This is a genomic window from Thioalkalivibrio sp. ALE17, assembly GCF_000425605.1.
In the GTDB taxonomy this organism is placed as follows: Bacteria; Pseudomonadota; Gammaproteobacteria; order Ectothiorhodospirales; family Ectothiorhodospiraceae; genus Thioalkalivibrio.
Map to the genome: position 1 here is coordinate 227,045 of NZ_KE384404.1, position 24,770 is coordinate 251,814.

Annotated in this window: 23 protein-coding genes; 6 read left to right on the top strand and 17 right to left on the bottom strand. The window is 69.0% G+C overall.

The features are described from left to right. Nucleotides 1–7: 7 nt before the first annotated feature. The gene (proC, locus tag H609_RS0112050; RefSeq protein ID WP_028485040.1) at nucleotides 8–826 is read left to right on the top strand and encodes a pyrroline-5-carboxylate reductase; all 819 of its coding nucleotides are present in this window, start codon (nucleotides 8–10) and stop codon (nucleotides 824–826) included. Between the two features lie 588 nt (nucleotides 827–1,414). Here the strand turns inward: proC and H609_RS0112055 are convergent. After that, nucleotides 1,415–2,323 carry a fructosamine kinase family protein gene (locus H609_RS0112055; protein ID WP_028485041.1) on the bottom strand — a complete coding sequence of 303 codons (909 nt, stop codon included), beginning with the start codon at nucleotides 2,321–2,323 and terminating at the stop codon, nucleotides 1,415–1,417. Between the two features lie 68 nt (nucleotides 2,324–2,391). Here H609_RS0112055 and H609_RS0112060 point away from each other — a divergent pair, with 68 nt between their 5' ends. Then, nucleotides 2,392–2,775 carry a group III truncated hemoglobin gene (locus H609_RS0112060; protein ID WP_018879352.1) on the top strand — a complete coding sequence of 128 codons (384 nt, stop codon included), beginning with the start codon at nucleotides 2,392–2,394 and terminating at the stop codon, nucleotides 2,773–2,775. Between the two features lie 286 nt (nucleotides 2,776–3,061). Here the strand turns inward: H609_RS0112060 and H609_RS0112065 are convergent, their stop codons facing one another. From H609_RS0112065 to H609_RS0112130, 14 genes are all read right to left on the bottom strand, one after another. After that, nucleotides 3,062–5,128 (bottom strand): transglycosylase SLT domain-containing protein, encoded by a 2,067-nt coding sequence (locus H609_RS0112065; protein WP_028485042.1) that lies wholly within the window; start codon nucleotides 5,126–5,128, stop codon nucleotides 3,062–3,064. 115 nt (nucleotides 5,129–5,243) lie between these two features. Beyond that, nucleotides 5,244–5,783, bottom strand: coding sequence for a pseudouridine synthase (locus H609_RS0112070; RefSeq protein ID WP_028485043.1), 540 nt, complete (start codon nucleotides 5,781–5,783; stop codon nucleotides 5,244–5,246). Nucleotides 5,784–5,793: 10 nt separating this feature from the next. After that, entirely contained in the window at nucleotides 5,794–6,450 is a 657-nt protein-coding gene (locus H609_RS0112075) for a DUF1007 family protein (protein WP_028485044.1), read from the bottom strand. Continuing rightward, nucleotides 6,447–7,403 (bottom strand): 5'-3' exonuclease H3TH domain-containing protein, encoded by a 957-nt coding sequence (locus tag H609_RS0112080; protein ID WP_028485045.1) that lies wholly within the window; start codon nucleotides 7,401–7,403, stop codon nucleotides 6,447–6,449. Before H609_RS0112080 ends, H609_RS0112075 begins: the two co-directional genes overlap by 4 nt. After that, nucleotides 7,387–8,310 carry a malate dehydrogenase gene (gene mdh / locus H609_RS0112085; RefSeq protein ID WP_018875951.1) on the bottom strand — a complete coding sequence of 308 codons (924 nt, stop codon included), beginning with the start codon at nucleotides 8,308–8,310 and terminating at the stop codon, nucleotides 7,387–7,389. The genes H609_RS0112080 and mdh overlap by 17 nt, the downstream gene beginning before the upstream one ends. A 30-nt stretch (nucleotides 8,311–8,340) precedes the next feature. Further along, nucleotides 8,341–9,561 (bottom strand): malic enzyme-like NAD(P)-binding protein, encoded by a 1,221-nt coding sequence (locus H609_RS0112090; protein WP_018867772.1) that lies wholly within the window; start codon nucleotides 9,559–9,561, stop codon nucleotides 8,341–8,343. Nucleotides 9,562–9,642: 81 nt separating this feature from the next. After that, a complete protein-coding gene (locus H609_RS0112095) occupies nucleotides 9,643–10,509 on the bottom strand; it encodes a M48 family metallopeptidase (protein WP_018867771.1) in 867 nt (288 codons plus the stop codon). A gap of 15 nt (nucleotides 10,510–10,524) precedes the next feature. After that, entirely contained in the window at nucleotides 10,525–11,355 is an 831-nt protein-coding gene (locus H609_RS0112100; RefSeq protein WP_028485046.1) for a hypothetical protein, read from the bottom strand. A 49-nt stretch (nucleotides 11,356–11,404) separates the two neighbouring features. After that, complete coding sequence (gene rpmE, locus H609_RS0112105) at nucleotides 11,405–11,611, bottom strand: 50S ribosomal protein L31 (protein WP_018867769.1); 207 nt, start codon at nucleotides 11,609–11,611, stop codon at nucleotides 11,405–11,407. A 367-nt stretch (nucleotides 11,612–11,978) separates the two neighbouring features. Further along, entirely contained in the window at nucleotides 11,979–12,860 is an 882-nt protein-coding gene (locus H609_RS0112110; protein WP_081659446.1) for an NAD(P)-dependent oxidoreductase, read from the bottom strand. 9 nt (nucleotides 12,861–12,869) lie between these two features. Beyond that, a complete protein-coding gene (locus H609_RS0112115; protein WP_028485048.1) occupies nucleotides 12,870–14,492 on the bottom strand; it encodes a BCCT family transporter in 1,623 nt (540 codons plus the stop codon). A 179-nt stretch (nucleotides 14,493–14,671) separates the two neighbouring features. Beyond that, the gene (gene rsmD / locus H609_RS0112120) at nucleotides 14,672–15,283 is read right to left on the bottom strand and encodes a 16S rRNA (guanine(966)-N(2))-methyltransferase RsmD (protein WP_018875948.1); all 612 of its coding nucleotides are present in this window, start codon (nucleotides 15,281–15,283) and stop codon (nucleotides 14,672–14,674) included. Next, nucleotides 15,270–16,574, bottom strand: coding sequence for a pitrilysin family protein (locus tag H609_RS0112125; protein ID WP_028485049.1), 1,305 nt, complete (start codon nucleotides 16,572–16,574; stop codon nucleotides 15,270–15,272). Before H609_RS0112125 ends, rsmD begins: the two co-directional genes overlap by 14 nt. 14 nt (nucleotides 16,575–16,588) lie before the next feature. Further along, nucleotides 16,589–18,001: a pitrilysin family protein gene (locus tag H609_RS0112130; RefSeq protein WP_026280266.1), complete on the bottom strand. Its 1,413-nt coding sequence runs from the start codon at nucleotides 17,999–18,001 to the stop codon at nucleotides 16,589–16,591. Between the two features lie 55 nt (nucleotides 18,002–18,056). Here H609_RS0112130 and ftsY point away from each other — a divergent pair, with 55 nt between their 5' ends. From ftsY to rpoH, 4 genes are all read left to right on the top strand, one after another. After that, nucleotides 18,057–19,064 (top strand): signal recognition particle-docking protein FtsY, encoded by a 1,008-nt coding sequence (gene ftsY / locus H609_RS0112135; protein ID WP_018867763.1) that lies wholly within the window; start codon nucleotides 18,057–18,059, stop codon nucleotides 19,062–19,064. A 10-nt stretch (nucleotides 19,065–19,074) separates the two neighbouring features. Then, a complete protein-coding gene (gene ftsE, locus H609_RS0112140) occupies nucleotides 19,075–19,752 on the top strand; it encodes a cell division ATP-binding protein FtsE (RefSeq protein ID WP_018867762.1) in 678 nt (225 codons plus the stop codon). Continuing rightward, entirely contained in the window at nucleotides 19,749–20,678 is a 930-nt protein-coding gene (locus tag H609_RS0112145; RefSeq protein ID WP_028485050.1) for an ABC transporter permease, read from the top strand. The genes ftsE and H609_RS0112145 overlap by 4 nt, the downstream gene beginning before the upstream one ends. A gap of 121 nt (nucleotides 20,679–20,799) precedes the next feature. Then, complete coding sequence (gene rpoH / locus H609_RS0112150) at nucleotides 20,800–21,666, top strand: RNA polymerase sigma factor RpoH (protein ID WP_028485051.1); 867 nt, start codon at nucleotides 20,800–20,802, stop codon at nucleotides 21,664–21,666. Nucleotides 21,667–21,962: 296 nt separating this feature from the next. Here the strand turns inward: rpoH and ccoS are convergent, their stop codons facing one another. Together ccoS and H609_RS0112160 are read right to left on the bottom strand one after the other, a co-directional pair. Then, entirely contained in the window at nucleotides 21,963–22,184 is a 222-nt protein-coding gene (ccoS, locus tag H609_RS13460; protein ID WP_018867758.1) for a cbb3-type cytochrome oxidase assembly protein CcoS, read from the bottom strand. Between the two features lie 42 nt (nucleotides 22,185–22,226). Beyond that, nucleotides 22,227–24,767, bottom strand: coding sequence for a heavy metal translocating P-type ATPase (locus H609_RS0112160; protein ID WP_038036301.1), 2,541 nt, complete (start codon nucleotides 24,765–24,767; stop codon nucleotides 22,227–22,229). Nucleotides 24,768–24,770 lie beyond the last annotated feature (3 nt).

Genomic DNA, 24,770 nt, shown 5'->3' on the forward strand with positions numbered 1-24,770 from the left:
AGTCTGCATGACGGAACACCGCTTCGAGGTCGGCTTCATCGGGGCCGGCAACATGGGCGAGGCCCTGATCCAGGGGCTGGTCCAGTCCGGCCACGCCGCCGAACGCATCGCGATCGCCGACAAGAGCGCCGAGCGCGTGCGCGACCTGCAGGCCCGCTACCCGGGTCTGGCCAGCGCCGAGGCCACGGAACTGTCCGCCGAAGCCGCCACCCTGGTCCTCGCCGTCAAGCCGCAGACCCTGCCGGATCTGGCCCCGACCCTGCGCGAGGCGGTGTCCCGCGGCGAGCCCCTGGTGATCTCCGTGGCCGCCGGCATCACCACGGCCCAGCTGGCCGGCTGGCTGGGCGACGCCACGCGCCTGGTCCGGGCGATGCCGAACACCCCGGCCCTGGTGGGCGCCGGGGTCACCGGGCTGTACGCCGCCCCCACCGCCGGCCCCGCGGACCACACCACCGCGACCCAGCTACTGGAAGCGGTCGGACGCGCGATCTGGGTCGAGGACGAGGAGCAGATGCACGCGGTGACCGCCACCTCCGGCAGCGGGCCTGCCTACGTGTTCCTGATGATCGAGGCCATGCAGGAGGCGGCGCAGTCGCTGGGCCTGCCGGCCGATACCGCGCTGGAGCTGACCCTGGGGACCCTCGCCGGCGCCACCCGCCTGGCCACCGAGAGCGACGAGAGCGCTGCCGAACTGCGCCACCGCGTGACCTCCCCCGGGGGCACCACCGAACGCGCCCTGCAGGTACTGGAGGACGGCGACCTGCGCGACCTGATGCGCCGCGCAATGACCGCGGCCGCCGACCGCTCCCGCGAACTCGGCCGCTGAAACCCCAGGGAGACGCTGATTTAATCGCACGTCCGCGCTCGAGTCGCTTTTGCGTGCGAACAAGGCGCGGTGACCGCCGTGCAGTCATTCTGCACAAGGGAACCGCAACGCCGTTCCCGCGCCCGTTTTTGATCAACAACGGGCGGCCGAGCCCCTGCTCTCAATCGCTTGTGGGGTTGGTGCCCCCCGATTCTGAATGAATATGGCCCGATCCTGCGTTGCGCCGCTTGCGGGTAGAACCACTACCCGCTGCACGACGCGCCTTGTCTCGGAAAACAGGGGGCACCAACGCGGACGTGCGATTAAGTCAGCGTCTCCCTAGTTCACCACGAAGCGCACGAAGGCACGAAGAAGGGCCAGGTCAAGAGCGATTCACAGGAAGTTCGGAAGGAGGAAAATGGGTTGGGGGCTGAGGCCGGCGCCAGCCGCGACCGCAAAGGCAAAAGCGCGGGGCCGCGCCCCGCAGCCGCCCCACAAGACCTCTTCCTGACTTCCCTTCTTCCTGTAAACCCGCCCTTGACCTTCTTCGTGACTTCGTGAGCTTCGTGGTAAAACCGCCCTTGCCTTTCAAAGTCTCGACGTGGGCCGTCAGCGCAGTTCGGCGAGGAGCTGGCGGATCATGCGCTCGGCCTGGGCGCCGTAGCCGCCGCCGAACAGGTGGTCGTGGTTGAGGATGTGGTAAAGGTTGTAGAGCGTACGGCGCACGCCATAGCCCGGGTCGATGGGCAGGATCTCCTCGTACGCCGCCACGAAGTCCTGCCCGGGGTAGCCGAACAGCTCCATCATTGCCAGATCGGCCTCGCGGTCGCCGTAGTACACCGCCGGATCAAAGATCGTCGCGCGCCCGTCCGCCAGGAATCCCCAGTTGCCGCTCCACAGGTCGCCGTGCAGCAGCGATGGCTCGGGGCGGTAGTCGACAAAGAAGCCGTCCAGGGAGGCCTCCAGCTCCTCCAGCGCTCCCAGCAACGAGCGCGAGGCCCCGCGCTCGCGCGCCAGCCGGCGCTGGAAGCCCAGGCGCTCGTCGCGATAGAACGAGACCCAGTCGTCGTGCTCGGTATTCGACTGCGGGGTGCTGCCGATGAAGTTGTCGTGATCCAGCCCGAAGCGCGTCCGGGTCTTCCGGTGCATGTCGGCGATCCCGTGCCCCAGGGCCACACCGTCGCGACGCCCGCCCAGCGCGAGATCCTCCATCACCAGGAAGTGGGTACTGCCGGCGGAGCCAGTCCCCACCACCTCGGGGATCTTCAGCCGTTCGCAGCGCGCGAGTTCTTCCAGGCCGCGCGCCTCGGCGGCGAACATCGCGGCGCCATCGCCCCCGCTCAGCTTGACGAAGAAGCGACGCCCGTCGGTCCCGGTCAGGCGCTGCGCCTGGTTGATGGAGCCCCCGGAACAGGCCTGGCTTCCTGTCGGCTCGAACGGCGTTCCGGTATGGTCGGCAATGCACTGGGCCACCGCCGCCGTCACGGCATCGGGGCCCGCTGAATCGAATCGGTTCATCCTCGGCATCCGGGTTGCTCTGCTGTGTGCAGGGTACCGGCTGACGCAGGATTCGTCAGGAGACCCCCATGGCCTTTCGCAAGCTCGAACCCCTGTGCGACAAGATCGGCGCCGAGCGCATCCGCGCGGTGATCGACGACTTCTACCGCCGCCTCTCGGCCGACCCCGAGATCGGTCATCACTTCGAGCGCATTCAGGACTTCCCGGATCACGTGAACCGGATCGCCGATTTCTGGTACCAGAACCTGGGCGGGCGCCTGGAACAGCCGCCGACCATCGACATGGTCGGCAAGCACGCGCCGCTGAACCTGACCGAGGCCGACCTGGCCATCTGGATGCGCCACTTCAAAGCCACCACCGAAGAACACCTGGAGGCCCCGCTGGCGGCCGAATGGCAGCAACTGGCCGACGGCATCGCCAGCCGCATGCGCGAGGACATCATCCGCGGCTAGTTCCAGCACCCTGTTCTTCACCACGAAGCGCACGAAGGCACGAAGAAGGTCAAGGGCGATTCACAGGAAGGACCGAAGGTCAGAAGGAAAATGGATGGATGGCCCGAGGCCGGGTGGTGATGGCCAGGGCCAGGCGGGCCCCGGGTGCGACACAATGGCCTTCACCGTGAGCGCCCTCCCCGGGCGTCTCCCACCAAGAACCCTTCTTACCTTCCCGTCTTCCTGTAAACCGCTTTTGACCTGGCCCTTCTTCGTGCCTTCGTGAGCTTCGTGGTGAACAAACGCCCTAGCAAGCGTTGTCGGTGTAGCCCGGGGCGTCGCAGAAGGCCCGACTGAGGGTGATGCCCGCATCGCCCGGCAGGGCGGCCAGGTGGCGTTCGCGGCTGGCGGCCAGGCGGTCCTGCGGCGTGACCGGATACAGCAGCGTGGACAGCGACGGCGGCTCCTGCCCCAGGCGCACCGCGTACAGGATACGGTAGGCAAACACCCGGCGAATGTAATCGCGAGTCTCGGAGAACGGGATCAGTTCGGCCCAGATATCCGGGTCCATCGCCCGATCCTCCGGCAGCCAGGAGCGCACGCGGTGGGCCCCCGCGTTGTAGGCCGCGGTGGACAGCAGGCTGTGACCGCCAAAGCGGTCGAGGTTGCGCCGCAGGTAGTAGGTCCCGAGCCGGGCGTTGGTCGCCGGGTCGAGGATGTCCCAGTCGGAGTTCACCCGTACCCCGGCCGCCGAGGCGATCGAGCGTCCGGTCGCCGGCATCACCTGCATGATCCCCAGCGCGCCGGCCCCGGAACGCACGTCATGCAGGAACGCGCTCTCCTGGCGCGCGATGGCCATGGCCCAGGCCGGGTCGATGGCCTGTTCGCGGGCCCCGGTCACGATGAGGTCGTCAAAGGCCAGCGGAAAACGCAGCTCGATATCGTCCCAGTTACGCGCCCGCGCAGCGGTGAAGATGGCGCGGTCATGCCAGCCCCAGTCGGCGAAGGTGCGCGCCGCCGACTCCAGTTCCGGCGTATCCCAGCCCGCGATCGCATGGGTCCACTCGCGGCGGGCCTCGGCGTAGCGATCCAGGCGAACCAGCTCGCGCATGCGCTGCATGCCGGCATGCTCACGCATGGCCGCCCGGCGCCCGTCGTCCAGCACCAGGGGCTCATGCCCGATACGGTAGGGCTGGCCCAGCCGGTCAGCGGCCAGGAAGCCGTGGAAGTTGCGCTCGCGGGCGGCGCGCTCGTAGAAGCGCCGGGCAGCCTCCAGCGACTCGGTCTGCTCCAGCGCCCGGGCGTACCAGTACTGCCACGCCGCCTCGTCACGCACGTCGCGATCCATGGCGCGGATCGCATCCATCACCGTCGCCCAGTCGCGCTCGTACAGGGCCGCCCGCACCTGCCACTGGCGCAACTGAGTATCGAACACCTCGGGTTCCAGGCGGGCCATGAAGTCCAGGGCCTCGGGGCGATAGCGCAGGGCCAGACGCAGGGCAAGTGCGTGCTGCACGCGCCCGGCGGCCTCGGTCGACAGCCCGAGCGCGTCCCCGGACGCCTCCCAACCTTCCAGCGCGGCGTCCAGATCCTGTCGGACCCAGCGGGTAAAGGCCCGCTCCAGCAGCGCCTCGGCCGAGCGGTGATCGTCGGCCTGGAAGTCGACCTCCACCACCCGCGCGGGGCGGCTGGCCAGGTCCAGCCAGCGTTCCGCCCAGCGGCGATCGGCATCCGCCAGATAGCGCCGCAGATAACGGGCAAGACCGGTCTGGCCAGCCTTTACGGCAAGCTCGAAACGCTCCCAGGCAAGCTCGCCGGTCAGACCGTCGGCGTCGCGCCAGGCGGCCAGCACGGGGTCGCAGGCGGACGGACGGGATTGTCCGTGCAGCCAGATGGACTCCATGTCTTCCAGCGCGGCATCGCGGTCGCCGGCCTTCAAGAGCGCCTGGCGCCGATAGCAGTCCTGCTCGACCGACAGCGACGGCTTCGCCCCGGTGGCCGCGACAAACTCAAGGTAGTCCTCCCACTGCTCCTCGCGCGCGAGGTGCGTCAGGTAACTACTGCGCAGCCGCGCGGCCAGCGGGGTGTCGTCATGTTCGCGCACGAAGTCGCGCACGGCGTCGGGTTCGGCGCGACCGAGATTGCGCGCGAGTTCGCGGTAATCCAGATAGGGGGTCAGCGGATAGCCGGTCAGGGTGCTGCGCGCGGCGCGGTAGGCGGTCATGTCGCCCCGGTTCAGCGCCCGCTCCGCCAGCAGGAACAGGCTGCGCTCGAAGACGTAGCGGTCGTCCTCCGCGGCCGCCGCCGGCAGCGACGCGGCCAGAGCCAGCAACAGGCCGGCGAGCCCGACGATTACGTTCCTGGAAAGGCGCATGCCCTGCCCTCGCTTCAATGGTTGTTCATCATCGGCCAGCCCCGGGGCGCTTGCAACGGCTTCCGGGCGGTTTCGCGGGGGCATGGCGGCAGATCCGGCAAGAAGCGGCTCTGGATCAGGAATCCAGCACGCGAACCTCGCCGCGCGCCAGGCCGTCGAGGGCCCACGATCCGACCCGGTAGCGCACCAGACGCAGGGTCGGGTGACCCACTGCTGCGGTCATCCGGCGCACCTGGCGATTGCGCCCCTCGCGCAGGGTGATGGCCAGCCAGCGGGTCGGGATATGGCGGCGGAAACGCACCGGCGGATCACGCTCCGGAAGATCCGGTGGATCCATGCGCTCCACCTTCGCCGGGCGCGTGAGGCCATCCTTCAGCTCGATGCCCTCGCGCAGGGCAGCGAGCGCGGCATCGTCGGGCTCGCCCTCGACCTGGACCCAGTAGGTCTTGCTGGTCTTGTGGCGTGGCTGAGTCAGGCGGGCATTCAGGCGGCCGTCGTCGGTCAGGACCATCAGGCCCTCGCTGTCGCGATCCAGGCGTCCGGCCGGGTAGACGCCGGGGATTTCGATGTAGTCGGCCAGCGTCGGCCGCCCCTCAGGGTCGGTGAACTGCGGCAGCACACCCCAGGGCTTGTGGAACAGGACAATCCGGGCCATGAACGGCGCGTCAGTCGCAGCGCAGGGTGACGCGCTCGGCGAAGTAGCGACCGAGGTCGTAATCGACGCTGGCGCCGTAGTCCAGCGCCATCGCGCGCGCCACCATGGCCGGATCCGGGCGCGGACGCTCGAGCCGGACCTGGCAGGTCGCATCCACCAGCCCGGAGGCATCGACAATGCGCGTGCCGTGCGGCTCCTGGTGCAGGATCTCGATGAAATACGTCGGGTCGTAGACCTTGTACTCCAGCGGCGCGACGGCGGGATCCACGGGGGTCTCCAGCTCCAGCCGGAAGCGGAAGTGCAGCAGCCCGTCCTCCATCGCCATGCGCGGTTCCGCGGCGGCGGCGATGCCGATCGCGTCGTCCGCCACCTGCAGATGGCTGTACCAGCGGTACTCGTCGAGGTTGTCCAGGATCTCGCGGGCCAGCCCCTGCAGACGCGCCTCCGGGGTATCCCCCGGCTGATGCTCCTGGGCATCGTCGTAGAGGTATTGCCCGTAGGTCGGATCGAAGCGCCAGTGGTGGAGCATGTGGGTGATCTGCCCCGTGGCGTCGCGCTCGAAGCTGACGCGCAGGTCGATCCACGCATGCGGGTGGGCCTGCGCAGCGGCCGGCAGCAACAACGCCATCAGGATCAGGATCGCGGGGAATATGCGGCTTGCGGTCATGCGGTCTGTCTCGTATCGGCGCCGGCCCAGGCATTGGCGGCGGCCAGCAGAGGTGCATGATAGGTCGGGGCCACCCCCAGATCCCGGAGCCAGACCGCTGCATCCGGGTCGGGGCCCCGGGGCAGCATCTGGTTGACTGCCGGCAGCCCCGGGATCCGGTCGGCGAGACCCGTCAGCCGGCGCGCACGGCGCAGGCGATCGGCCGCCCCGGCGATGGCCGCGGCGACCGCCGGGGCGCGGCGGATATTGCAGCGGGCAACCGCTGCCGGGTCCGCCAGCACGGTGTCGAGGTCGCGCAGCCGGCGCAGGATGCGCGCGGCGCTCTTCGGGCCGACCCCATCGATCCCCGGAATGTTGTCGCTGGCGTCCCCGGCCAGCGCCAGCATGTCCGCGACCTGTTCCGGCCGAATGCGGAAGCGCTTCTCGATCGCGCGGCGATCCAGGTCAGTGCCGCGCTCCGGGTCATGCAGCCGGTCCGCATCACCCAGAATGACCTGGGTCAGATCCTTGTCGGCACTCTTCACGTCGATGCGATACCCGGCCGCGCGGCCGGAGCGGGCCAGACTGGCGATCAGGTCATCGGCCTCGTATTCCGGGTCGGCCAGAGTCGTAAAACCGAGCCTTCCCAGAAGCTCGCGGATCCGTTCGAACTGCTCGCGCAGCTCCGGCGGTGCCGGCGGGCGGTGGGCCTTGTAGGCCGGGTCGAGGCGGTGACGAAACCCCTGGCGCAGCCCGGTATCGAGGCAGAACGCCACGGGCCCCGGCGCACAGGCCGGCAACCACTGACAGAGCGAATGGACCAGGCCGTGCAGCGCGCCGCCCGGGCGGCCCTGCGGGTCGGGATCCAGGCCGCGCGCGAACCAGGCACGGAAGACGAAGATGCTGCTGTCGATCAGCGTCAGGGTCGGCCGTGGCGCATCCGGGAGCGGCGCGGATTCAGGCGAGGCGTTCAAGGTCCTTCCGCACCCCGGCGATCGACTGGTCGAAGGCGGCGCGCTCCTCGGCGTTCAGATCCAGCTCGATGGCGCGTTCCATGCCGCCCTGACCGAGGATACAGGGTACGCCCATGGCGACATCGCGCTCGCCGTATTCGCCGTCCAGCAGCGCAACCGTGGGCAGCACCCGGCGCCGATCCAGGGCGATCGCTTCGACCATCTCGGCGATGGCCGCGGCCGGGGCGCCGTAGGCGCTGGAGGTCTGTTTCAGGGCGAGGATCTCGGCCCCGCCGTGGCGGGTGCGCTCGACGATGTTGTCCAGCGCGGCCTGATCCATGAAGTGATGCAGCGGCACCCCGTTGACCGAGGAATAGCGCAGCATCGGGACCATCGCATCGCCATGGCCGCCCAGTACCAGCGCCTGGATGTCGTGGGTGGACAACCCGGTCTCCAGCGCAATGAAGGCGGCCATGCGCGAGGTATCCAGCACCCCGGCCTGGCCGAATATCCGGTCGCGGCTCCAGCCGGTCTTCTGCCAGGCGCGGTAGGTCAGCACGTCCACCGGGTTGGAGACCACCAGGATGCGGCTCTGCGGGGCATGGACCAGGATGTCCTGCAGGATCAGGTCGAGGATCTCGACGTTCTTGTCCAGCACGTCGGAGCGCGACATGCCGGGCTTGCGCGGCAACCCGGCCGTGATGATCACCAGTTCGGCACCGGCGATCACCGAGGGCTCGTGGCTGCCGCTCAGCCGGGTGTCGAAGCGCAGCAGCGGGGCGGTCTCCTGGATATCCAGGGCAGCACCGGCCGCCGCGCCCTCGCGCACATCCAGCAACGCGATCTCGCGGGCGACATCACGCCGCGCAAGGAACTGGGCGGTGGATTCACCGACGCGCCCGGCGCCGACGATGGCGATCTTCTGCATGCGCTGCTCCTCCTCTGCGGTTGGGGCGGGCTACAAGCGGGCGACCCCGCTGTCGCGGGCAGCCTGACTGATCGCCTGTGGCACGGTATCGATCAGGCGCGGATCGAACGGGGTCGGCAGGATGTAGTGCGGGCCGAACTCGAGCGCATCCCGCCCGTAGGCATCCAGCACGGACTGCGGTACCGGCTCGCGGGCCAGCCCGGCGAGCGCGTGGACCGCCGCGACCAGCATCTCGTCGTTGATGGTCCGCGCGCGCACATCCAGCGCGCCGCGGAAGATGAACGGGAAGCCGAGCACGTTGTTCACCTGATTCGGGTAGTCCGAGCGCCCGGTGGCCATGATCAGGTCGTCACGGGTCTCGTGCGCAAGCTCCGGGCGGATCTCCGGGTCCGGGTTGGACAGCGCGAAGACCACCGGCTTCGGCGCCATGGACCGCAGCATCTCCGGGGTCAGCAGGTCCGGACCGGACAGGCCGATGAAGACATCGGCGTCACGGCAGGCATCCGCCAGGCTGCGCGCCTCGGTGTCCACCGCGAAGATCTGCTTGTACTCGTTCAGGTCGTCGCGCTGGCTGTGGATCACGCCCTTGCGATCCACCATGTACAGGTTCTTCTTGGCCGCGCCCAGGCGGACCAGCAACTGCATGGAGGCGATCCCGGCGGCGCCCGCGCCGACGCAGACGATCTTCGCCTCACTGAGCTTCTTGCCCTGGATCTCCAGCGCGTTGACCAGGCCGGCCGCGGTGATGATCGCAGTGCCGTGCTGATCATCGTGGAAGACCGGGATGTCCAGGCGCTCGGACAGGCGACGCTCGATCTCGAAGCAGTGCGGCGCCGCGATATCCTCGAGGTTGATGCCGCCGAACCCGCCGGCGATGCGCGCGACGGTGTTGATGAAGTCCTCCGGCTGCGGGGCGTCCACCTCGATATCGAAGACGTCGATATTGGCGAAGGTCTTGAACAGCACGCCCTTGCCCTCCATCACCGGCTTGGAGGCCAGGGCACCGACGTTACCCAGCCCCAGCACGGCGGTCCCGTCGGTGATCACCGCGACCAGATTGCCCTTGCCGGTATAGCGATAGGCCAGCTCCGGATCCTCGGCGATCGCGCGCACCGGCGCGGCGACACCCGGCGAGTAGGCCAGGGAGAGGTCGTCCTGGGTCGCCGTGGGCTTGGTGACCTGGATGGCCAGTTTTCCGGCCGGCTGCTGCTCGTGGTACTCCAGCGCGCGCTGATTGAAATCCTTGGACATGGTGTAGCGGGGCCTTTTTTCGATCGGGAACAAATAAACGGCGTGCCGCCCGGCGCGAGTCCGGGCGACGGGAGAGATCCTTCAGTTGACCGGGTGCGTGGGGACGCGGCTGTTGCGCGCCTCTTCGTACAGTGGCCGGAAGCGATCGGCCATCCGGGTGAGGTCACGCTGGCGCGATTCCGGCGCCGGGTGGGTACTGAGGAAGACCGGGTGGCGCCCGTTGGACTGGGCCGCCATCTTGCGCCACAGGCTCGCCGCGGCGTCGGGGTTATAACCCGCGCGGGCCGCCAGCTCCATACCGATCTCGTCGGCCTCGGCCTCCATCGCGCGACTGTGCGGCAGCTGGACCGCCAGTGCCGCGCCCAGCGCCGCCCCGGTCAGGGCAATCTGCGAACGATCCCCCGTCATGGCGTAGCCGGCAACCGCCATGTTGCTGGCCAGCGCCACCGACATCTTCTCCGCGGTGTGGGCCGACAGCGCATGGGCGATCTCGTGCCCGATGATCTGGGCCAGTTCGTCGTCGGTCAGCTCCAGCTGCTCGATGATGCCCGAGTAGATCGCCATCTTGCCGCCCGCCATGGCGAACGCGTTGATGGTGTCCGGGGCCTCGATGACCACGATCTCCCAGTCCCAGTCCGCGGTCTCGGAGCGGTACTTCACGGCCTGGGCGACGACCTTTTCGGTAATGCCATGCACTCGCGCGGTCATCTCGGGGTCGGCATTGATCCGGCCTTCCTCCCGTGCCGGTGCCAGCATCTCCACGTAGGCGGTACGCGAGGCACTGATGGCCTGGCTCTCGGAGACCAGCATCAGCTGCGAGCGACCGGTCACCGGGTTGGTGGTGCACCCGGGGATCGCCACCGCAAGGCCACCGGCAACCAGCACCGCCAGGAGCAGAGAGCCCAGGCGACCGCGGACCGGCCGCCACGACTTGGGAAACGCACGCATTATTCCAGCACCTCGCTAGTCCTCTACCTCGAGATCGAGCGGATGCCGAATGCGCATCCGGAGTCGGTCTCTCCAAGGATACACCTGACCGCGCGCGACCACCGCCTCACCGATCAAGGATTCGGGATCCAGCTCGGGCCAATGATCGCGGTCATCCCCGCGGATCAGCAAATCCAGGGGGCCCTCCAGCACCAGTACCCAGTGGCGCCCGGTCGCGCGCACCGCAGTCACCTCGGCCATCACCCGCAGCCGGCCCTGACGCAGCGCGCCATCCAGCGGATCCAGTACCCGGGCGGGCATGGCCGCCGGGCGCTCCAGCCACAGCCCCCGTTCTGCGGCTCGCGCCTCGGCCTCGGCCGCGTACAGGCAGGCATCCAGCGGCACCGGTCGCGGCCCCGGCCGCGGCATCGCCGCGCCCGCCGCGATCAGATCCGCCGCCAGCAAGGCGCCATCTTCACTCCAGGCATGCATGCGCGGGGTACCTCCCGGATCCCGCGCGGGGTCCGCGGGGCGCAGCGTCAGGCGCTGCCCCGCCGCAGCCAGGCGGATTTCAAGGGCTTCACGTATTCCCTCATGCAGGCGCAGATCGCGCAGCGGAGTCAAGACCTCCGGCAACGGGGCGGCCGGGGCCAGACCGATCAGGCGGATCGTCCGCCCATCGGCCAGGTGCAACCGGTCGAACCCCACGACACGCTCGACCTCGACCTCCTGCAACCCGCGCGGGTCCTGATCCGCCAGCCGGCACTCCGCCGCAGCCATTCCAGCCAGCAGCAGGAGCACGGCCCCCACAACGCAGACGAGGGCGCCCCGCAGGACGCCCTCGTCGGTTCGGACACGGCCCGCCATCGCGGTCACGCACCCGGTCGCGTTGCGCGCCTGACGGCGCGCCGCGGCTTCAGAATGCGAAGCGGCGGTTGAACTTGTCGACCTGGCCGGCGGTATCAACGATCTTCTGCTTGCCGGTGTAGAACGGGTGGCACTGCGAGCACACGTCCACATGCATCTCGTCGCCGGAGGCGAGAGTGGAGCGGGTCTCGAACTGCGTACCGCAGCTGCAGATAACCTTGACGTTGTGGTAGTTCGGATGGATGTCGGCTTTCATGGTCGGCTCACGCAGGTTCTGGCGAAAAGTCCAATAGGATAGCCGGCTCCGGGCCTTCAGCGCAAGACCGGTTTACGGTGCCATTTGGGCAGGGCATTTGAAATCCAGGCGGCAAACCCCTGAATGGCCACGTGGTTTTGCCCACCGAACAACCTGTGGATAACTTTGTGGACGAATTGTCGCCCCCGGAACGAGACGCTCGCGGGACGTCAAGGGGCGCCGCCACCGATGAGACAAAAAACCCCCGCAACACCTTGATCTCAATTGTTTTACTCTCCGAAAACCACCACGACCCGGCGTCCCTGACGGACACAGGCGTACCCGCTCGGACTGCGGAGACGGCTGTGCATAAAGCCGCGGTCCGCCCTCATCGCCCTGGCGAGTCCGGGACAATCGCCGTGTAGATGGCAGAGTAATCCGCGTCCGCCAGGCCCTGGGCCTGCGCCCGATCCAGCAGATCCGCCAGCAACGGCAACCATGGGCCCACCAGATGGGCATCCTCGACCGCCTGCTCGGTCAGGCGCACATCCTTCAGCAAGTGCTTGACCGGAAAATTGGCCGTGCCGAAGTCGCCGGAGACCATCTTGCCCAGCTTCTTGTCGAAGGTCGGGGCGTACAGGGCGCTGTCACGCAGGATGTCCATGAAGGTATCCACCTCCACGCCCTCGCGCCGCACCAGCCCCAGGCTGAGGGAAAACGCAGCGGTCAGGCTCGCAATCAGCTGGTTGAAGGCGAGCTTCAGAGCCGCCCCCTGCCCCACGGCGCCGACGTGCCGGGGCGTCTCGCCCAGGGCCGCCAGCACCGGCCGCGCCCGGACAAAGTCCGCCTCGCGGTCGGCACCCGCCATGATCAGCAGCCGTCCATCGCGCGCCTCCGGGATGGAGCCCAGCACCGGGGCCTCCAGGTAGCAGGCCCCGGCGGCGCGGACCCGCTGTGCCAGGGCCCGGCTCTCGGCCGGCAGGATGGTCGCCATCTGGATCACGCAGCGCCCGTCCAGCGCCCCGTCCGGCAGCTCGTCGAGCACCGCGCCAATGGCGCCGGCATCGCTGAGCATCAGCACCAGCACATCGGCCTCCGCGACGGCCGCGGCGGGGGCGTTGTGGACGGTGACCCCCTCGGCCGCCAGATCGCTCGCGCGAGCGACCGTGCGGTTGTAGGCCACCACGGGAAATCCGGCCTGCAAAAGACGCAGGCCCATGGGTTGCCCCATGAGCCCGCATCCCAGCAGCGCCACTCGGGACGCAGTCATGCTGACCCCCTACTTGATCTTGTCGTCCAGATCATCCGTATACCCGAGCAGGGTATGCGGCGGCGGGGCCTCCTTCTGGTACTTGCTCGGCGTGACCGCCTCGGTCTGGTGCAAGCTTCGCCACAGGCCGATCACCATGATCAACATGATGACCGAGAACGGCAGACCGACACTGATCGCGGCCGCCTGCAGCGCGGCCAGTCCGCCCGCCAGCAGCAGGATGGAGGCGACCACCCCTTCGAGGATGGCCCAGTACACGCGCTGGGTGACGGTCGGGTTACGCACGTCGCCGGAGGCCAGGGTGTCGATGACCAGCGAACCGGAGTCCGAGGAGGTCACGAAGAACGTCACGATCAGCAGCGTCGCCGCCGCCATCACCGCCACGGCCAGCCAGTCGAAGAGCGGCAGGGCCTGGAGGGTGACAAACAGCGCGGTGGACACGTTTTCCGAAACGGCGCCGGCCAGGTCCGCAACGCCGTCGAGCTCGTAGCTCATCGCGGTACCCCCGAACACGGCCAGCCAGACGAAGGCAGCGGCGGTCGGGGCCAGCAGCACCCCGGCGACGAACTCGCGAATGGTGCGCCCGCGCGAGACCCGCGCGATGAACATACCGACGTACGGGGCCCAGGAGATCCACCAGCCCCAGTAGAAGATGGTCCAGGAGGTGGCCCAGCCGGAGTCCTCGATGGTGTCGGCCCACAGGCTCATCTCGGGCAGGGACTGCACATAGACGCCGGTGCTTTCCACCAGCAGACGCAGGATGAACAGGGTCGGCCCCATCACCAGCAGCAGGGCGATCAGGATCGCCGCCAGGCCAATATTGAAGTTGGACAGGCGCTTGATGCCCTTGTCCACACCCAGCGCCACCGAGACGACGGCAATCAGGGTGATGATCGCGACCAGGACGATCTGCATGAAGGTGGATTCCTCGATCCCGAACACGAAGTTCAGGCCCGAGTTGATCTGCATGACGCCAAGGCCCAGCGAGGTCGCCACCCCGAACATGGTGCCAAACAGCGCCACTACGTCGACGAGGTGCCCCCACGGACCATAGATCCGATCACCGATGAACGGGTACAGCGACGAGCGGATCAGCAGCGGGAGGTTGTGGCGGTAGGCGTAGTACGCCAGCGACAGGCCAACGACGATGTAGATCGCCCAGGCGTGCAGGCCCCAGTGGAAGAAGGTGTAGCGCATGGCCTCGGTGGCCGCCTCGGCACTCTCGCCCTCCGCATGCGGCGGGCTGAGGTAGTGGAACATCGGCTCGGCGATGCTCCAGAACAGCAGCCCGATCCCCATGCCCGCGGAGAACAGCATCGCGAACCACGCGGCGTAGCTGAAACGCGGGGTCTCGAACTGGTCGCCCAGGCGCACGCCGCCGTAGCGGCTGAACATCAGATACAGGGAAAAGACCAGGAATACCGTCACGACCAGCATGTAATACCAGCCGAGATACTGCCCGATGCCACTTTGGAGCTGCTCGAAGATCGCCTCGGCACGATCCGGGAAGATGGCCCCGAAAGCCACGAAGGCTGCGATTATCAGGCTGGCGGTATAGAAGACCGGGCTGCAGATCACGCCAAAGCCGCCGAGGCGGGTTTGCGTCAGACCGGGGGTGGACTGCTCATCCATTCGGTTTCCCCTTTTTTTCCTGTGGCAAGCGCAAGACCGAGCGGTCCGGTTCCGGAGTTTTCCGGAAGCCGCGCGGGGAGGCGCCCGATGGGCGTTGTCGCGGTAGGTGGGACAGCATCACCGTAGCGAAAGACTCGCCGCACTGCAAAACCGCGACAGGCGTCACGGCCCGCGCGGCCTCACGCCTCGGTGCGGGTCGAGTTCCGGGCCAGCAGCAGGGCCCGAGCCTGCCCGCCCTGGCGCTCGCGCTCGATCTGCCAGCCCCCCGCGGCGAGAAAGGCGAGATCCGCCTCGGACTCGATCTCCACATAAACCCGGCTGTCGGCGTGCAGCCAGCCCTGCGCGAGCAGGCCCTCCAGCACCGGAGGGACATGCCCCTGCCCGAACGGCGGGTCCACCAGCACGAGATCGTAGGCAAGGCCCTCGGGGGGTGGGCCGGCCAGCAGGCGCCGGGCGTCATCCCGACGCACGCTGACCTGCCCGGCGCCCAGGGTCTCGCAGTTGGCCTGGAGCTGGGCCGCGGCGCGCGCATCGCGCTCGACCAGGAGCACCGCATGGGCCCCGCGCGAGGCCGCCTCCAGCCCCAGCGCCCCGGTTCCGGCGAACAGATCCAGCACCCGTGCGCCCGGCAACCGGGGCTGCAGCCAGTTGAACACCGTCTCGCGCAGGGCATCGGCAGTCGGCCGCAGGCCGCCCACCGCAGGGACCGGCAGCCAGCGTCGCCGCCAGGCGCCGCCGATGATGCGGATGCGCGCCGGGCGCCCGGCGGGGGCCCGCCTACTCCTGCCCACCCACGATCACCGTGACCATCGCATCCGGGTTGATGCGCTCGCGCAGCCGGGCATTCAGTTCATCCAGCTCCACCGCCTCCATGCGCTCGATGTAGCGCTCCAGGTAGTCCAGCGGCAGGTCGTAGAAGGCCATCATCCCCAGCAGTCCGACGATATCGCTGTTCGAGGCCAGCGACAGCGGGAAGCTGTTGACCACGTTCTCGCGCGAGGCCTCGAGTTCTTCGGCATCGACCCCGTCGGCGTGCCAGCGCACGAGCGCCTCGCGCAGGGCGGTCACCGCCTCGTCCGCCTGGTCCACGCCGGTCTGCATACCGATACGGAAGGGGCCCTCGGCCGCCATCGGCTGCAGGCGACTGCTCACGGAATAGGCCAGACCACGCTGGCTGCGGATCTCCCGAAACAGCCGCGAGGTAAAGCCGCCGCCCCCGAAGGCGTGATTTGCAAGCGTCAGGGCGTAATGATCCTCGTCGCCACGTCGCAGCGCCGGGGCGCCCATCAGGATATGGGCCTGCTCGGAGGGAAACTCGATACGCTCCTCCACCGGCTCGTCGCGCGGCTCCACGGCCGGCAGCGGCTCCGCCGCCGCGCCCTGCGGCAGCGCCGCGGAGATCCGGTCGGCCACCGCCTCAGCCTCCTCGCGCGTCAGGCCACCAGTGATCGCCAGGGCACCGTTTCCGGTGGTGTAGAAGCGCTCATAGAACGCACGGGCATCCGCCGGCGCCAGGGCCTCCAGGGTCTCGCGCTTGCCGCCCGGCCAGTTGGCGTACGGGTGGTCGCCATACATCAGTTCGTAGAAGCGCCGGCTGGCGACGCTGCCCGGGTCCTGGCGCTCGCGCTGCAGCCCCTGCAGGGCCTGGCGCCGTGCCCGCTCGAAGTCGGCCTCGGGGAAGGCCGGCGCGGCCAGCACGGCGGTCAGGGTCTCCACCGCGGTATTCATCCAGTCCGGCTCGGTCAGGCTGCGCAGGCTGACGATGGCCATGTCGCGCAGCGAATCGGTGCTGAATTGCGCGCCCACCGACTCGAAACGCTCGGCCAGTTCGTCCGAATCCATCTCCTCCGTGCCGTGGCGCAGGGCGCTGCTGGTCAGCGAGGCCAGGCCGTGCTGGTCACCGTCGCGCGAGGCGCCGCCGTCGAACGTAAGACGCAAGTCGACCATCGGCAGGTCCGGCGCGGCCACATAGAGCACGCGCAGGCCCTCGTCGGTCTCCCACTGCTCGATCTCCACCGCCTGGGCCGGCAGCGCCAGCGCCAGCAGCCACACGAAGGCCGTCAGCCATCCTGCACGCATCATCTTGCCTCCCGTCATCACATGCCCCCCGCGGTTTCGCCATAGGGTTGCGCCGCCCCCGGATCGGGCGGGTCTTCGCCATCCAGGGGCTGCGGGTCGAGGATCCCGACCGTGCGGCGCTGCGGCACCAGATACTCGCGGGCCACGCGCTGCACGTCCTCGGCGGTGACCGCCCGCACGCGCTCGACGAAGCGATCGCCTTCCTGCCAGCCGACCCCGATGGTCTGCAGCATGCCCAGCTGGAAGGCCTGCGAGCGCACCGAATCGCGCTGGTACACCTCGGAGGCGATCACCCGCGCCTGCACCCGCTCGAGCTCGCTGTCGCTGACCGGCTCGTCCTTCAGGCGCTCCACCTGTTCCAGCAGGGCGGCCTCCAGCGTGTCGACGTCGGTATCCGCCGTGGGCACGGCCGCGATCAGGAACAGGTCATCCAGCCGGCTGAAGGGGCTGTAGCGGGCCGACGTCGCGCCGGCCAGCTCCTCGCCGCGCACGATCTCGCGGGCAAAGCGCGAGGCCTCGCCGGAATCGAGGATCCCGGCCGCCACCATCAGGGCATAGGCATCCACCGGATCCTCGACGGTGTTCAGCACCGGAGTCTTCCAGCCCATCATCAGATAGGGGAGTTCGGCCGGGGCCTCCACCGTGATACGGCGCTCGCCCTTCTGCGGGGTCTCGCTGCGCGGCTTCGCCTCCGGCAGCTCCCCGGCGGGGATGTCGCCGAAGTGCTCGCGGGCGGCGTCGATCACCCGCTCAGCGTCGACATCGCCCACCACTACGACGACCGCGTTGTTGGGGTGGTAGTAGCGGTCGTACCACGCCTGGTTATCCTCCAGGGTGTAGGCCTCGATGTCGCTCATCCAGCCGATCACCGGGTTGCCGTAGGGGTGGTTGAAGAAGGCGGTGGCCATCAGCTGCTCGCGCAGCAGGGCGTTCGGCTGATCCTCCACCCGCAGGCGGCGCTCCTCCTGGACCACGCTCAGTTCCGGGCGGAACTCGTCTTCCTGCAGCTTGAGGTTCTGCATGCGTTCCGCCTCCATCGCCATCACCGTCTCCCAGTGATCGCGCCCGATCACCTGGAAGTAGCCGGTGTAGTCACGACCGGTAAAGGCGTTCTCGCGTCCGCCCAGGCGCGAGATGATGCGCGAGAATTCGCCCGGCTCGTAGCGTTCGGAGCCGCGGAACATCATGTGCTCCAGCATGTGCGAGATCCCCGTCACACCGCTGTGCTCGTCGGCCGAGCCGACCCGGTACCAGACCATATTGGCCACGACCGGGGCCCGCCGGTCCTCCAGCACCAGCACCGTCAGCCCGTTGTCCAGCGTGGCCTCGACCACGTCCGATTCGATCTCCGGCGGCGCGGCCGACCCGACCGCCGGCCAGGCGCACACCAGCGCTGTAATGAGCACTGTGACCAGTTTTTTACCGCGCATGATTCATGAATCCTCGTGCTAGCATTGGCGAACTCTCTACTTGACCACATCGAGCATGTTCGGTTTCCGCAAGAAGAAGTCCGAAGACTCCACGGCCGCCCCGCCGGAGACGGCGAACGCCGAGCCGGAAAAGCCTGCCCGCGGGGGCTGGTTCCAGCGCCTGCGCCAGGGCCTGGCCAAGACCGGGCAGGCCCTGGGCGGCGATCTGGGGTCGCTGTTCCGGCGCAAGATCGACGACGAACTGTTCGAGGAGCTGGAAGAACGCCTGCTCCTCGCGGACGTGGGCCTGGATGCGACCCAGCGGATCATGGATCGTATCACCCGCGAGGTAAAACGCGGCCAGCTGGATGATGCCGAGGCGCTGATGGACGCCCTCGAGGCGGCCATGATCGAGATCCTCGAGCCGGTCTCGCAGCCGCTGGAGATCCCGGAGGCCGAACGCCCGTTCTCGATCCTCGTGGTCGGCATCAACGGCGCCGGCAAGACCACCACCATCGGCAAGCTGGCGCACCACCTCCAGGCCAACGGCCGCTCGGTGCTGCTGGCGGCCGGCGACACCTTCCGCGCCGCGGCGGTGGAACAGCTGCAGACCTGGGGCGAGCGCAACAACGCCCCGGTGATCGCCCAGGGCACCGGGGCCGATTCCGCATCGGTGGTCTACGACGGGCTGCAGGCGGCGCAGGCGCGCGGCATCGATGTGATGATCGCGGACACCGCCGGGCGCCTGCATACCCAGACCAACCTGATGGACGAGGTGCGCAAGGTAAAACGCGTGATGGGGCGGCTGGACGAACACGCCCCGGACGAGGTCCTGCTGGTGGTGGATGGCGGCACCGGGCAGAACGCCCTGAATCAGGCGCGCCAGTTCCACGAGGCGCTGGGCCTGACCGGGATCGTGGTGACCAAGCTGGACGGGACCGCCAAGGGCGGCGTCCTGTTCGCGCTGGCCGAACAGCTGGGGGTGCCGGTGCGCTTCATCGGGGTCGGAGAGAAGGCCGAGGACCTGCAGGTCTTCGATGCACGCGCCTTCGTTCGCGCCCTGCTCGGCCGCGACAGCGACTGACCCGCTCCGGATGATCCAGCTGCAACGCGTCACCAAGCGGTTCGGCAGCGCGGCAGAGGCGCTCAGCAATGTCAGCCTGCGCGTGGATGCGGGCGCGATGGCCTTCATCACCGGGCCCTCCGGTGCCGGCAAGAGCACGCTGCTGCGACTGATCGCCGGGCTCGAGCGGCCCACCCGCGGCCGCATCCGCGTCAACGGCCACGACCTCGACCGCCTCTCCAGCCGCGCCATCCCCGGCTTTCGCCGCAGTATCGGACTGGTGTTCCAGGATCACCGCCTGCTGTTCGACCGTCCGGTGTTCGACAACGTCGCCCTGCCGCTGGAGATCCTCGCCTATCGCCGCCCGGAGATGCGCAAGCGCGTACGCGCGGCCCTCGACAAGGTCGGTCTGCTGCACAAGGAGGCGGTGAACCCGCGCACCCTGTCCGCGGGGGAACAGCAGCGGGTCGGGATTGCCCGGGCCATCGTCCACCGCCCGGTCCTGCTGCTGGCGGACGAGCCCACCGGGAACCTTGACCCGGCGCTGTCGCGCGAGATCCTGCAGCTGTTCGACGACTTCAACCGGGTCGGCATGACCGCGTTGATCGCCAGCCACGACCTGGGGCTGGTGGAGCGCATGGGCAAGCCGGTCCTGCACCTGGAGGACGGCCGCATCGAGGCGCGCGGCGCCGCGGAGTCCGCGACGTGAAACCCGGACGCCGCCTCCTGGACACCGTCCCGGCCTGGCTGGAGGCGCACCGGGATGCCGCCCGGCGCAGCCTCCAGCGCCGCCTGCAGGCACCCGTCCTGAGCCTGATCAGTATCGCCGTGCTGGGGTTCATCCTCGCCCTGCCCGCCTACCTCTGGGTCCTGCTGGACAATGCGCGCGCATTGTCCGCCCACGTCGACCACGAGCCGCGCATCGCCCTCTATCTCGATGCCGTGGAGCCGGACACGGAGGCGGCGCTCGAACGCCACCTGGAGACCGATGCGCGGATCGAGCGCTGGACCTGGATCGACGCCGAAGAGGCCCTGGCACGCTACCGCGAGGGCCTGAGCGACCCGGGCCTGCTGGACTGGCTGGATGACAACCCCCTGCCGGATGTCGTGGACGTGCTCCCGGCCACCGCCGAGCCGGAAACCGTCGCGGCCCTGCGCCAGGCGCTCGCCGACACGGCACCGGGCGCCACAGTGGTCAGCGACGACGAGTGGGTCCGGCAACTCAACAGCCTGCATCAGCTGGGGCTGCGCATCCTGGCGGTCGTCGGGGCGCTACTGGGTCTGGGGGCCCTCCTGATCCTCGCGCTGGCCACCGCCTCCGAACTGCGCGAACGGCGCGAGGAGATCGCCATCTCGCGCATCAGCGGGGCCACCCACCGCTTCCTGCGGCGGCCGTCGCTGTACGGTGGCCTGATCACCGGGCTGGGGGGCGGGGTCTTCGCCGGCCTCCTGCTGCTGGTCGGGATCGGCCTCAGCCGGGCACCCCTGGAACAGGCGGCCGCGGCATTCGACCTTTCGTTCCAGCTGGCGCTCCCCGGAGGCAGCCATCTGCTCACCCTGCTGCTGGCCGGGCTGCTCCTGGGCTGGCTGGGGGCCCGACTGGGCAGCGGTCATGCGCTGCGGGATGCGCCCTAATGAAACGCGATTAATGTACACGCTCGCGTTGGCAGAACACAGCCGGAACTTTTACAGGGTTTAGCACTCTCACCCTCAGACTGCTAATCTAGAGCCATAGAATCGGGAGGAATCACCACGCATGACCCAGGCCCTGACCACCCCGCGCGTCGACATGCCCGTACCGGTGGGCGACCTCGATCACTACATGCAGGCCGTTGGCCGCATCGATGTGCTGGACGCCGAACAGGAACGCGAACTGGCCGTGGCGCTGCACGAGCGCCAGGATCTGGATGCCGCGCGCCAGCTGATCCTGCACAACCTGCGCTTCGTGATCCACGTCGCGCGCGGCTACCAGGGCTACGGCCTGCCGCTGGGTGACCTGATCCAGGAAGGCAACGTGGGCCTGATGAAGGCCGTGCGCCGCTTCGACCCCAACCAGGGCGTGCGCCTGGTGTCCTTTGCCGTGCACTGGATCCGCGCCGAGATCCACGAGTTCATCCTGCGCAACTGGCGCATCGTGAAGGTGGCGACGACCAAGGCGCAGCGCAAGCTGTTCTTCAACCTGCGCAGCGCCAAGCAGCGCCTCGGCTGGCTGTCGAACGCCGAGGTCTCCGCCGTCGCGCAGGATCTGGGCGTGTCGGAGAAGGACGTCTGGGAGATGGAGCGCCGCCTGTCGAGCCAGGACGCGAGCTTCGACCCGGGCCCCGAGGCGGACGACGAACAGGGCTATCAGGCCCCGTCCGAACGCCTGAGCCTGGAGGACCTGAGCGACGACCCGGCGCACGTCACGGAAGACGAAGACTGGGACCGTCACTACCAGGAGCGACTGAGCCAGACCCTGGGCGAACTCGACGAGCGCGCCCGCGACATCCTGATGCGCCGCTACATGGCGGACCAGAAGGCGACGCTGCACGAACTGGCTGCGGAATATGCCGTCTCGGCGGAGCGCATCCGCCAGATCGAGAACAACGCAATCAAGCGCATCCGCGCCGCCTTCGACGACTGACCCGGGCCTGCGGCCCGGCGATCCCGGCCCCGAACGCAGAAAGGCCCCGGCACAAGCCGGGGCCTTTCTGGTTGCCGAACGGGCGACATGGCCCCGCCGGCCCGTTCCGCGCCGGATCAGCCGAACAGGATCACCGAGAAGAAGCTGATCCAGGACCAGATGATCAGGGCTGCCGTAAAGGTCAGCGGGAAGTTCTCAAAGGTAAACCAGTCGCGCATCTCGCAATCCTCGGAATTTTCCAACCAGAATAGGCGAAGGGTAAGCGGCACCGCGACGCGGCGCAAGTTCGACCGACGTCAGCGCTCGGACTTTTGGCCCGGACGGCCCTCGCGGTCCCGCCCGGGCGGGTCGTCTCCCGAACGGGTGGGGATCCGCGGGTCGTCGTCATCCATCAGGATGCGGTGCGCCGGGCCCTGGAGATCGTCGTACTGGCCGGAACGGATCGCCCAGAAGAGCACCAGCCCCACGACAAGGGCAAACAGCATCGCCAGCGGAATCAGGAGGTACAGGATGGTCATGCCCCCAGTGTACCCAGCCAGACCAGCCGCTTAAACCAGTACCTACACCGGCGGCCGCGGCGGCGCCACGGGCTCGGCAGGGCGAATGGGGCTGCGCTCCGCGGTCTCCCGCGCCGGTCGCAGCCGCAGGGCGTTGCCCACCACCAGCAGCGAACTGAGGGACATGCCCAGTGCCGCCAGCCAGGGGGTCAGCAGGCCGGCGGCCGCCACTGGCAGCGCCACCACGTTGTAGCCGATTGCCCAGGCAATGTTCTGACGGATCACGCGCCGGGTGTGGCGCGCCTGATCCAGGGCCTGCGGCAAGTGGTCCAGGCGATCCGACAGCAGGACCAGGTCGGCCTGGGTCTGGGCCAGCTGGGTGCCGCCGCCCATCGCCATCGACACGTCGGCGCCGGCCAGCACCGGGGCATCGTTGATGCCCTCGCCGGCCATCAGCACCACCCGGCCCTCGGCCTGGCGCGCCCGCACGTACGCGAGCTTGTCCTCCGGCGTCAGCCCCCCCTCGGCCTCGGCGATGTCCATCTGCGCGGCAAACGCCTTGGCGGCCTCGGGGCGGTCTCCGGTCAGCAGGACCACCCGCAGGCCGCGCGCCCGCAGGTCACCGAGCACATCCCGCACCTCCGGACGCGGGGTGTCGGCCAGCCAGAACAACGCGACGGGCTGATCGTCGACGACCAGCCAGACCGGCGTGGCCAGCGGATAGTCCGCGGGTGCGGCCGGACTCGGTGCGTCGACGCCGGAGGGCAGCATGGAGGCCCCGCCAATCGACACCCGGCGCCCCTCGATGCGGCCCTCGAGGCCCCGGCCCGGCAGGTTCCGGACCCCGGTGGCGTGGATGCGGGAGGCCCCCGCCGACCCGGCCAGGGCCCGGGCCAGGGGGTGTTCGGAATGGGACTCCAGCGCCGCCGCCCACGCCAGCCAGTCGTCGCCCTCGGGGGCGGGCTGCAGCTCCTCGCGGGCGACCAGGCGCGGCATGCCGGCGGTCAGGGTACCGGTCTTGTCGAGGCAGACCATGTCGACCCGCGGCAAGGCCTCCAGGGCACTGCCGCGGGTCACCAGCAGACCCATGCGCGAGAGTGCGCCGGTGGTGGCCGTCAGCGCGACCGGGGTCGCCAGCGCCAGGGCGCAGGGACAGGTCGCGACCAGCATCGCGACCATCACCCAGAGGGCGCGGGCCGGGTCGATCCAGGCGTACCAGACCAGGCCGGCCAGTGCCGTAAGCACCAGTACCGCGCCCACGAACCAGCCGGTACCGGCCTCGGCGATCCGAGCCATACGGGGCTTCTCGGTCTGCGCGCGGTCGAGCAGGCGCTGGATCGCGGCCAGGGTGGTCTCCGCGCCGACGCGCTGGACCTCGACGGACAGAGGGCCGTCGACGTTGACGGTGCCCCCGGTCACGGCATCGCCGGGGCGGGCCGGGTGGGGCTCCGGCTCGCCGGTCAGCAGGGCGCGGTTGACCGTGGATTCGCCCGCGCGCACGACACCGTCGGTCGGGATGGTCTCGCCGGGGCGGACCCGCACCCGGTCGCCGGGGGCCAGTTCGCCGACCGGGACCGCCTCGATCTGCCCGTCGGGGCCCTCGCGGTTGGCAATCGCCGGCACCAGTCGGTCGAGGCGGTCGATGGCATGGCTGGCGCGCTGGCGCGCGATCAGCTCCAGGTAGCGACTGGTCAGCAGGAAGAACACGAACATGACCACGGATTCGAAGTAGACGTGTTCACCGGTGCCGAGGATCACCGCGTAGAGGCTGGCGAGGTAGGTGACGATGATCGCCAGGCTCACCGGTACGTCCATGCCGAGCTGGCGATGGCGCAGGTCGCGCCAGGCGCTCTGGTAGAACGGGATCGCGGAGTAGAGCACCACTGGCGTGGTGAGCGCGGCGGCGACCCAGCGCATGAACTGCAGCAGGTCCTCGTGCTCGGTGTCCTCAGCGCCCAGCCAGAGGGCCACGGCCAGCATCATCACCTGCATCATGCCAAGGGCGGCCACGGCGATCCGGCGCAGGGCCAGCCCGCGTTCGCGGGCGATGGCCTGCTCGCGGGTGCCGGGGTCGTAGGGGTGGGCGTGATAGCCGATGTCGCGGATCGCCTTGAGGATATCCGACAGGGCGATCCGTTCGGGGTCCCAGACGACCTGGGCGCGATGGGTGGAATAGTTGACGCGAAAGCTCTCCACACCCGGGAGGGTCTGGACATGGCGCTCGTTGAGCCAGACACAGGCCGCGCAGGTGATGCCTTCCAGCATCAGGGCCGCTTCGCGGCGCTCGCCGACCGCACCCGCCGGCGTGACGAACTGCTGCTGCACGCCGGGATGATCGAACAGTTCCAGCTCGCGCAGCTCGTCCGGGATCAGGGGACTGCCGCTTTCCGCCGGCGGGGCATCGCGGTGATGGTAATAGGCCCCCAGGCCGCGCTCGATAATCGCCCCGGCCACGGCCTGGCAGCCGGGGCAGCAGGTAGGCTCTTCCCGCCCCTCGAAGGTGACGGGATAGTACGCGCCCGCGGGCACAGCGAGCCCGCAGTGGAAACACTGGGTCGGGGCCGCGGACGCTGCCGGGGCCTGCGAGTCGGACGCGAGCGCCACGGC

What these genes read in the sequence shown, in the direction of transcription:
- proC (WP_028485040.1), top strand. Translation starts at nt 8, where the DNA reads ATGACGGAACACCGCTTCGAGGTCGGCTTCATCGGGGCCGGCAACATG.
- H609_RS0112055 (WP_028485041.1), bottom strand. Translation starts at nt 2,323, where the DNA reads ATGAACCGATTCGATTCAGCGGGCCCCGATGCCGTGACGGCGGCGGTG.
- H609_RS0112060 (WP_018879352.1), top strand. Translation starts at nt 2,392, where the DNA reads ATGGCCTTTCGCAAGCTCGAACCCCTGTGCGACAAGATCGGCGCCGAG.
- H609_RS0112065 (WP_028485042.1), bottom strand. Translation starts at nt 5,128, where the DNA reads ATGCGCCTTTCCAGGAACGTAATCGTCGGGCTCGCCGGCCTGTTGCTG.
- H609_RS0112070 (WP_028485043.1), bottom strand. Translation starts at nt 5,783, where the DNA reads ATGGCCCGGATTGTCCTGTTCCACAAGCCCTGGGGTGTGCTGCCGCAG.
- H609_RS0112075 (WP_028485044.1), bottom strand. Translation starts at nt 6,450, where the DNA reads ATGACCGCAAGCCGCATATTCCCCGCGATCCTGATCCTGATGGCGTTG.
- mdh (WP_018875951.1), bottom strand. Translation starts at nt 8,310, where the DNA reads ATGCAGAAGATCGCCATCGTCGGCGCCGGGCGCGTCGGTGAATCCACC.
- H609_RS0112090 (WP_018867772.1), bottom strand. Translation starts at nt 9,561, where the DNA reads ATGTCCAAGGATTTCAATCAGCGCGCGCTGGAGTACCACGAGCAGCAG.
- H609_RS0112095 (WP_018867771.1), bottom strand. Translation starts at nt 10,509, where the DNA reads ATGCGTGCGTTTCCCAAGTCGTGGCGGCCGGTCCGCGGTCGCCTGGGC.
- H609_RS0112100 (WP_028485046.1), bottom strand. Translation starts at nt 11,355, where the DNA reads ATGGCGGGCCGTGTCCGAACCGACGAGGGCGTCCTGCGGGGCGCCCTC.
- rpmE (WP_018867769.1), bottom strand. Translation starts at nt 11,611, where the DNA reads ATGAAAGCCGACATCCATCCGAACTACCACAACGTCAAGGTTATCTGC.
- H609_RS0112110 (WP_081659446.1), bottom strand. Translation starts at nt 12,860, where the DNA reads ATGACTGCGTCCCGAGTGGCGCTGCTGGGATGCGGGCTCATGGGGCAA.
- H609_RS0112115 (WP_028485048.1), bottom strand. Translation starts at nt 14,492, where the DNA reads ATGGATGAGCAGTCCACCCCCGGTCTGACGCAAACCCGCCTCGGCGGC.
- H609_RS0112125 (WP_028485049.1), bottom strand. Translation starts at nt 16,574, where the DNA reads ATGATGCGTGCAGGATGGCTGACGGCCTTCGTGTGGCTGCTGGCGCTG.
- H609_RS0112130 (WP_026280266.1), bottom strand. Translation starts at nt 18,001, where the DNA reads ATGCGCGGTAAAAAACTGGTCACAGTGCTCATTACAGCGCTGGTGTGC.
- ftsY (WP_018867763.1), top strand. Translation starts at nt 18,057, where the DNA reads ATGTTCGGTTTCCGCAAGAAGAAGTCCGAAGACTCCACGGCCGCCCCG.
- ftsE (WP_018867762.1), top strand. Translation starts at nt 19,075, where the DNA reads ATGATCCAGCTGCAACGCGTCACCAAGCGGTTCGGCAGCGCGGCAGAG.
- rpoH (WP_028485051.1), top strand. Translation starts at nt 20,800, where the DNA reads ATGACCCAGGCCCTGACCACCCCGCGCGTCGACATGCCCGTACCGGTG.
- ccoS (WP_018867758.1), bottom strand. Translation starts at nt 22,184, where the DNA reads ATGACCATCCTGTACCTCCTGATTCCGCTGGCGATGCTGTTTGCCCTT.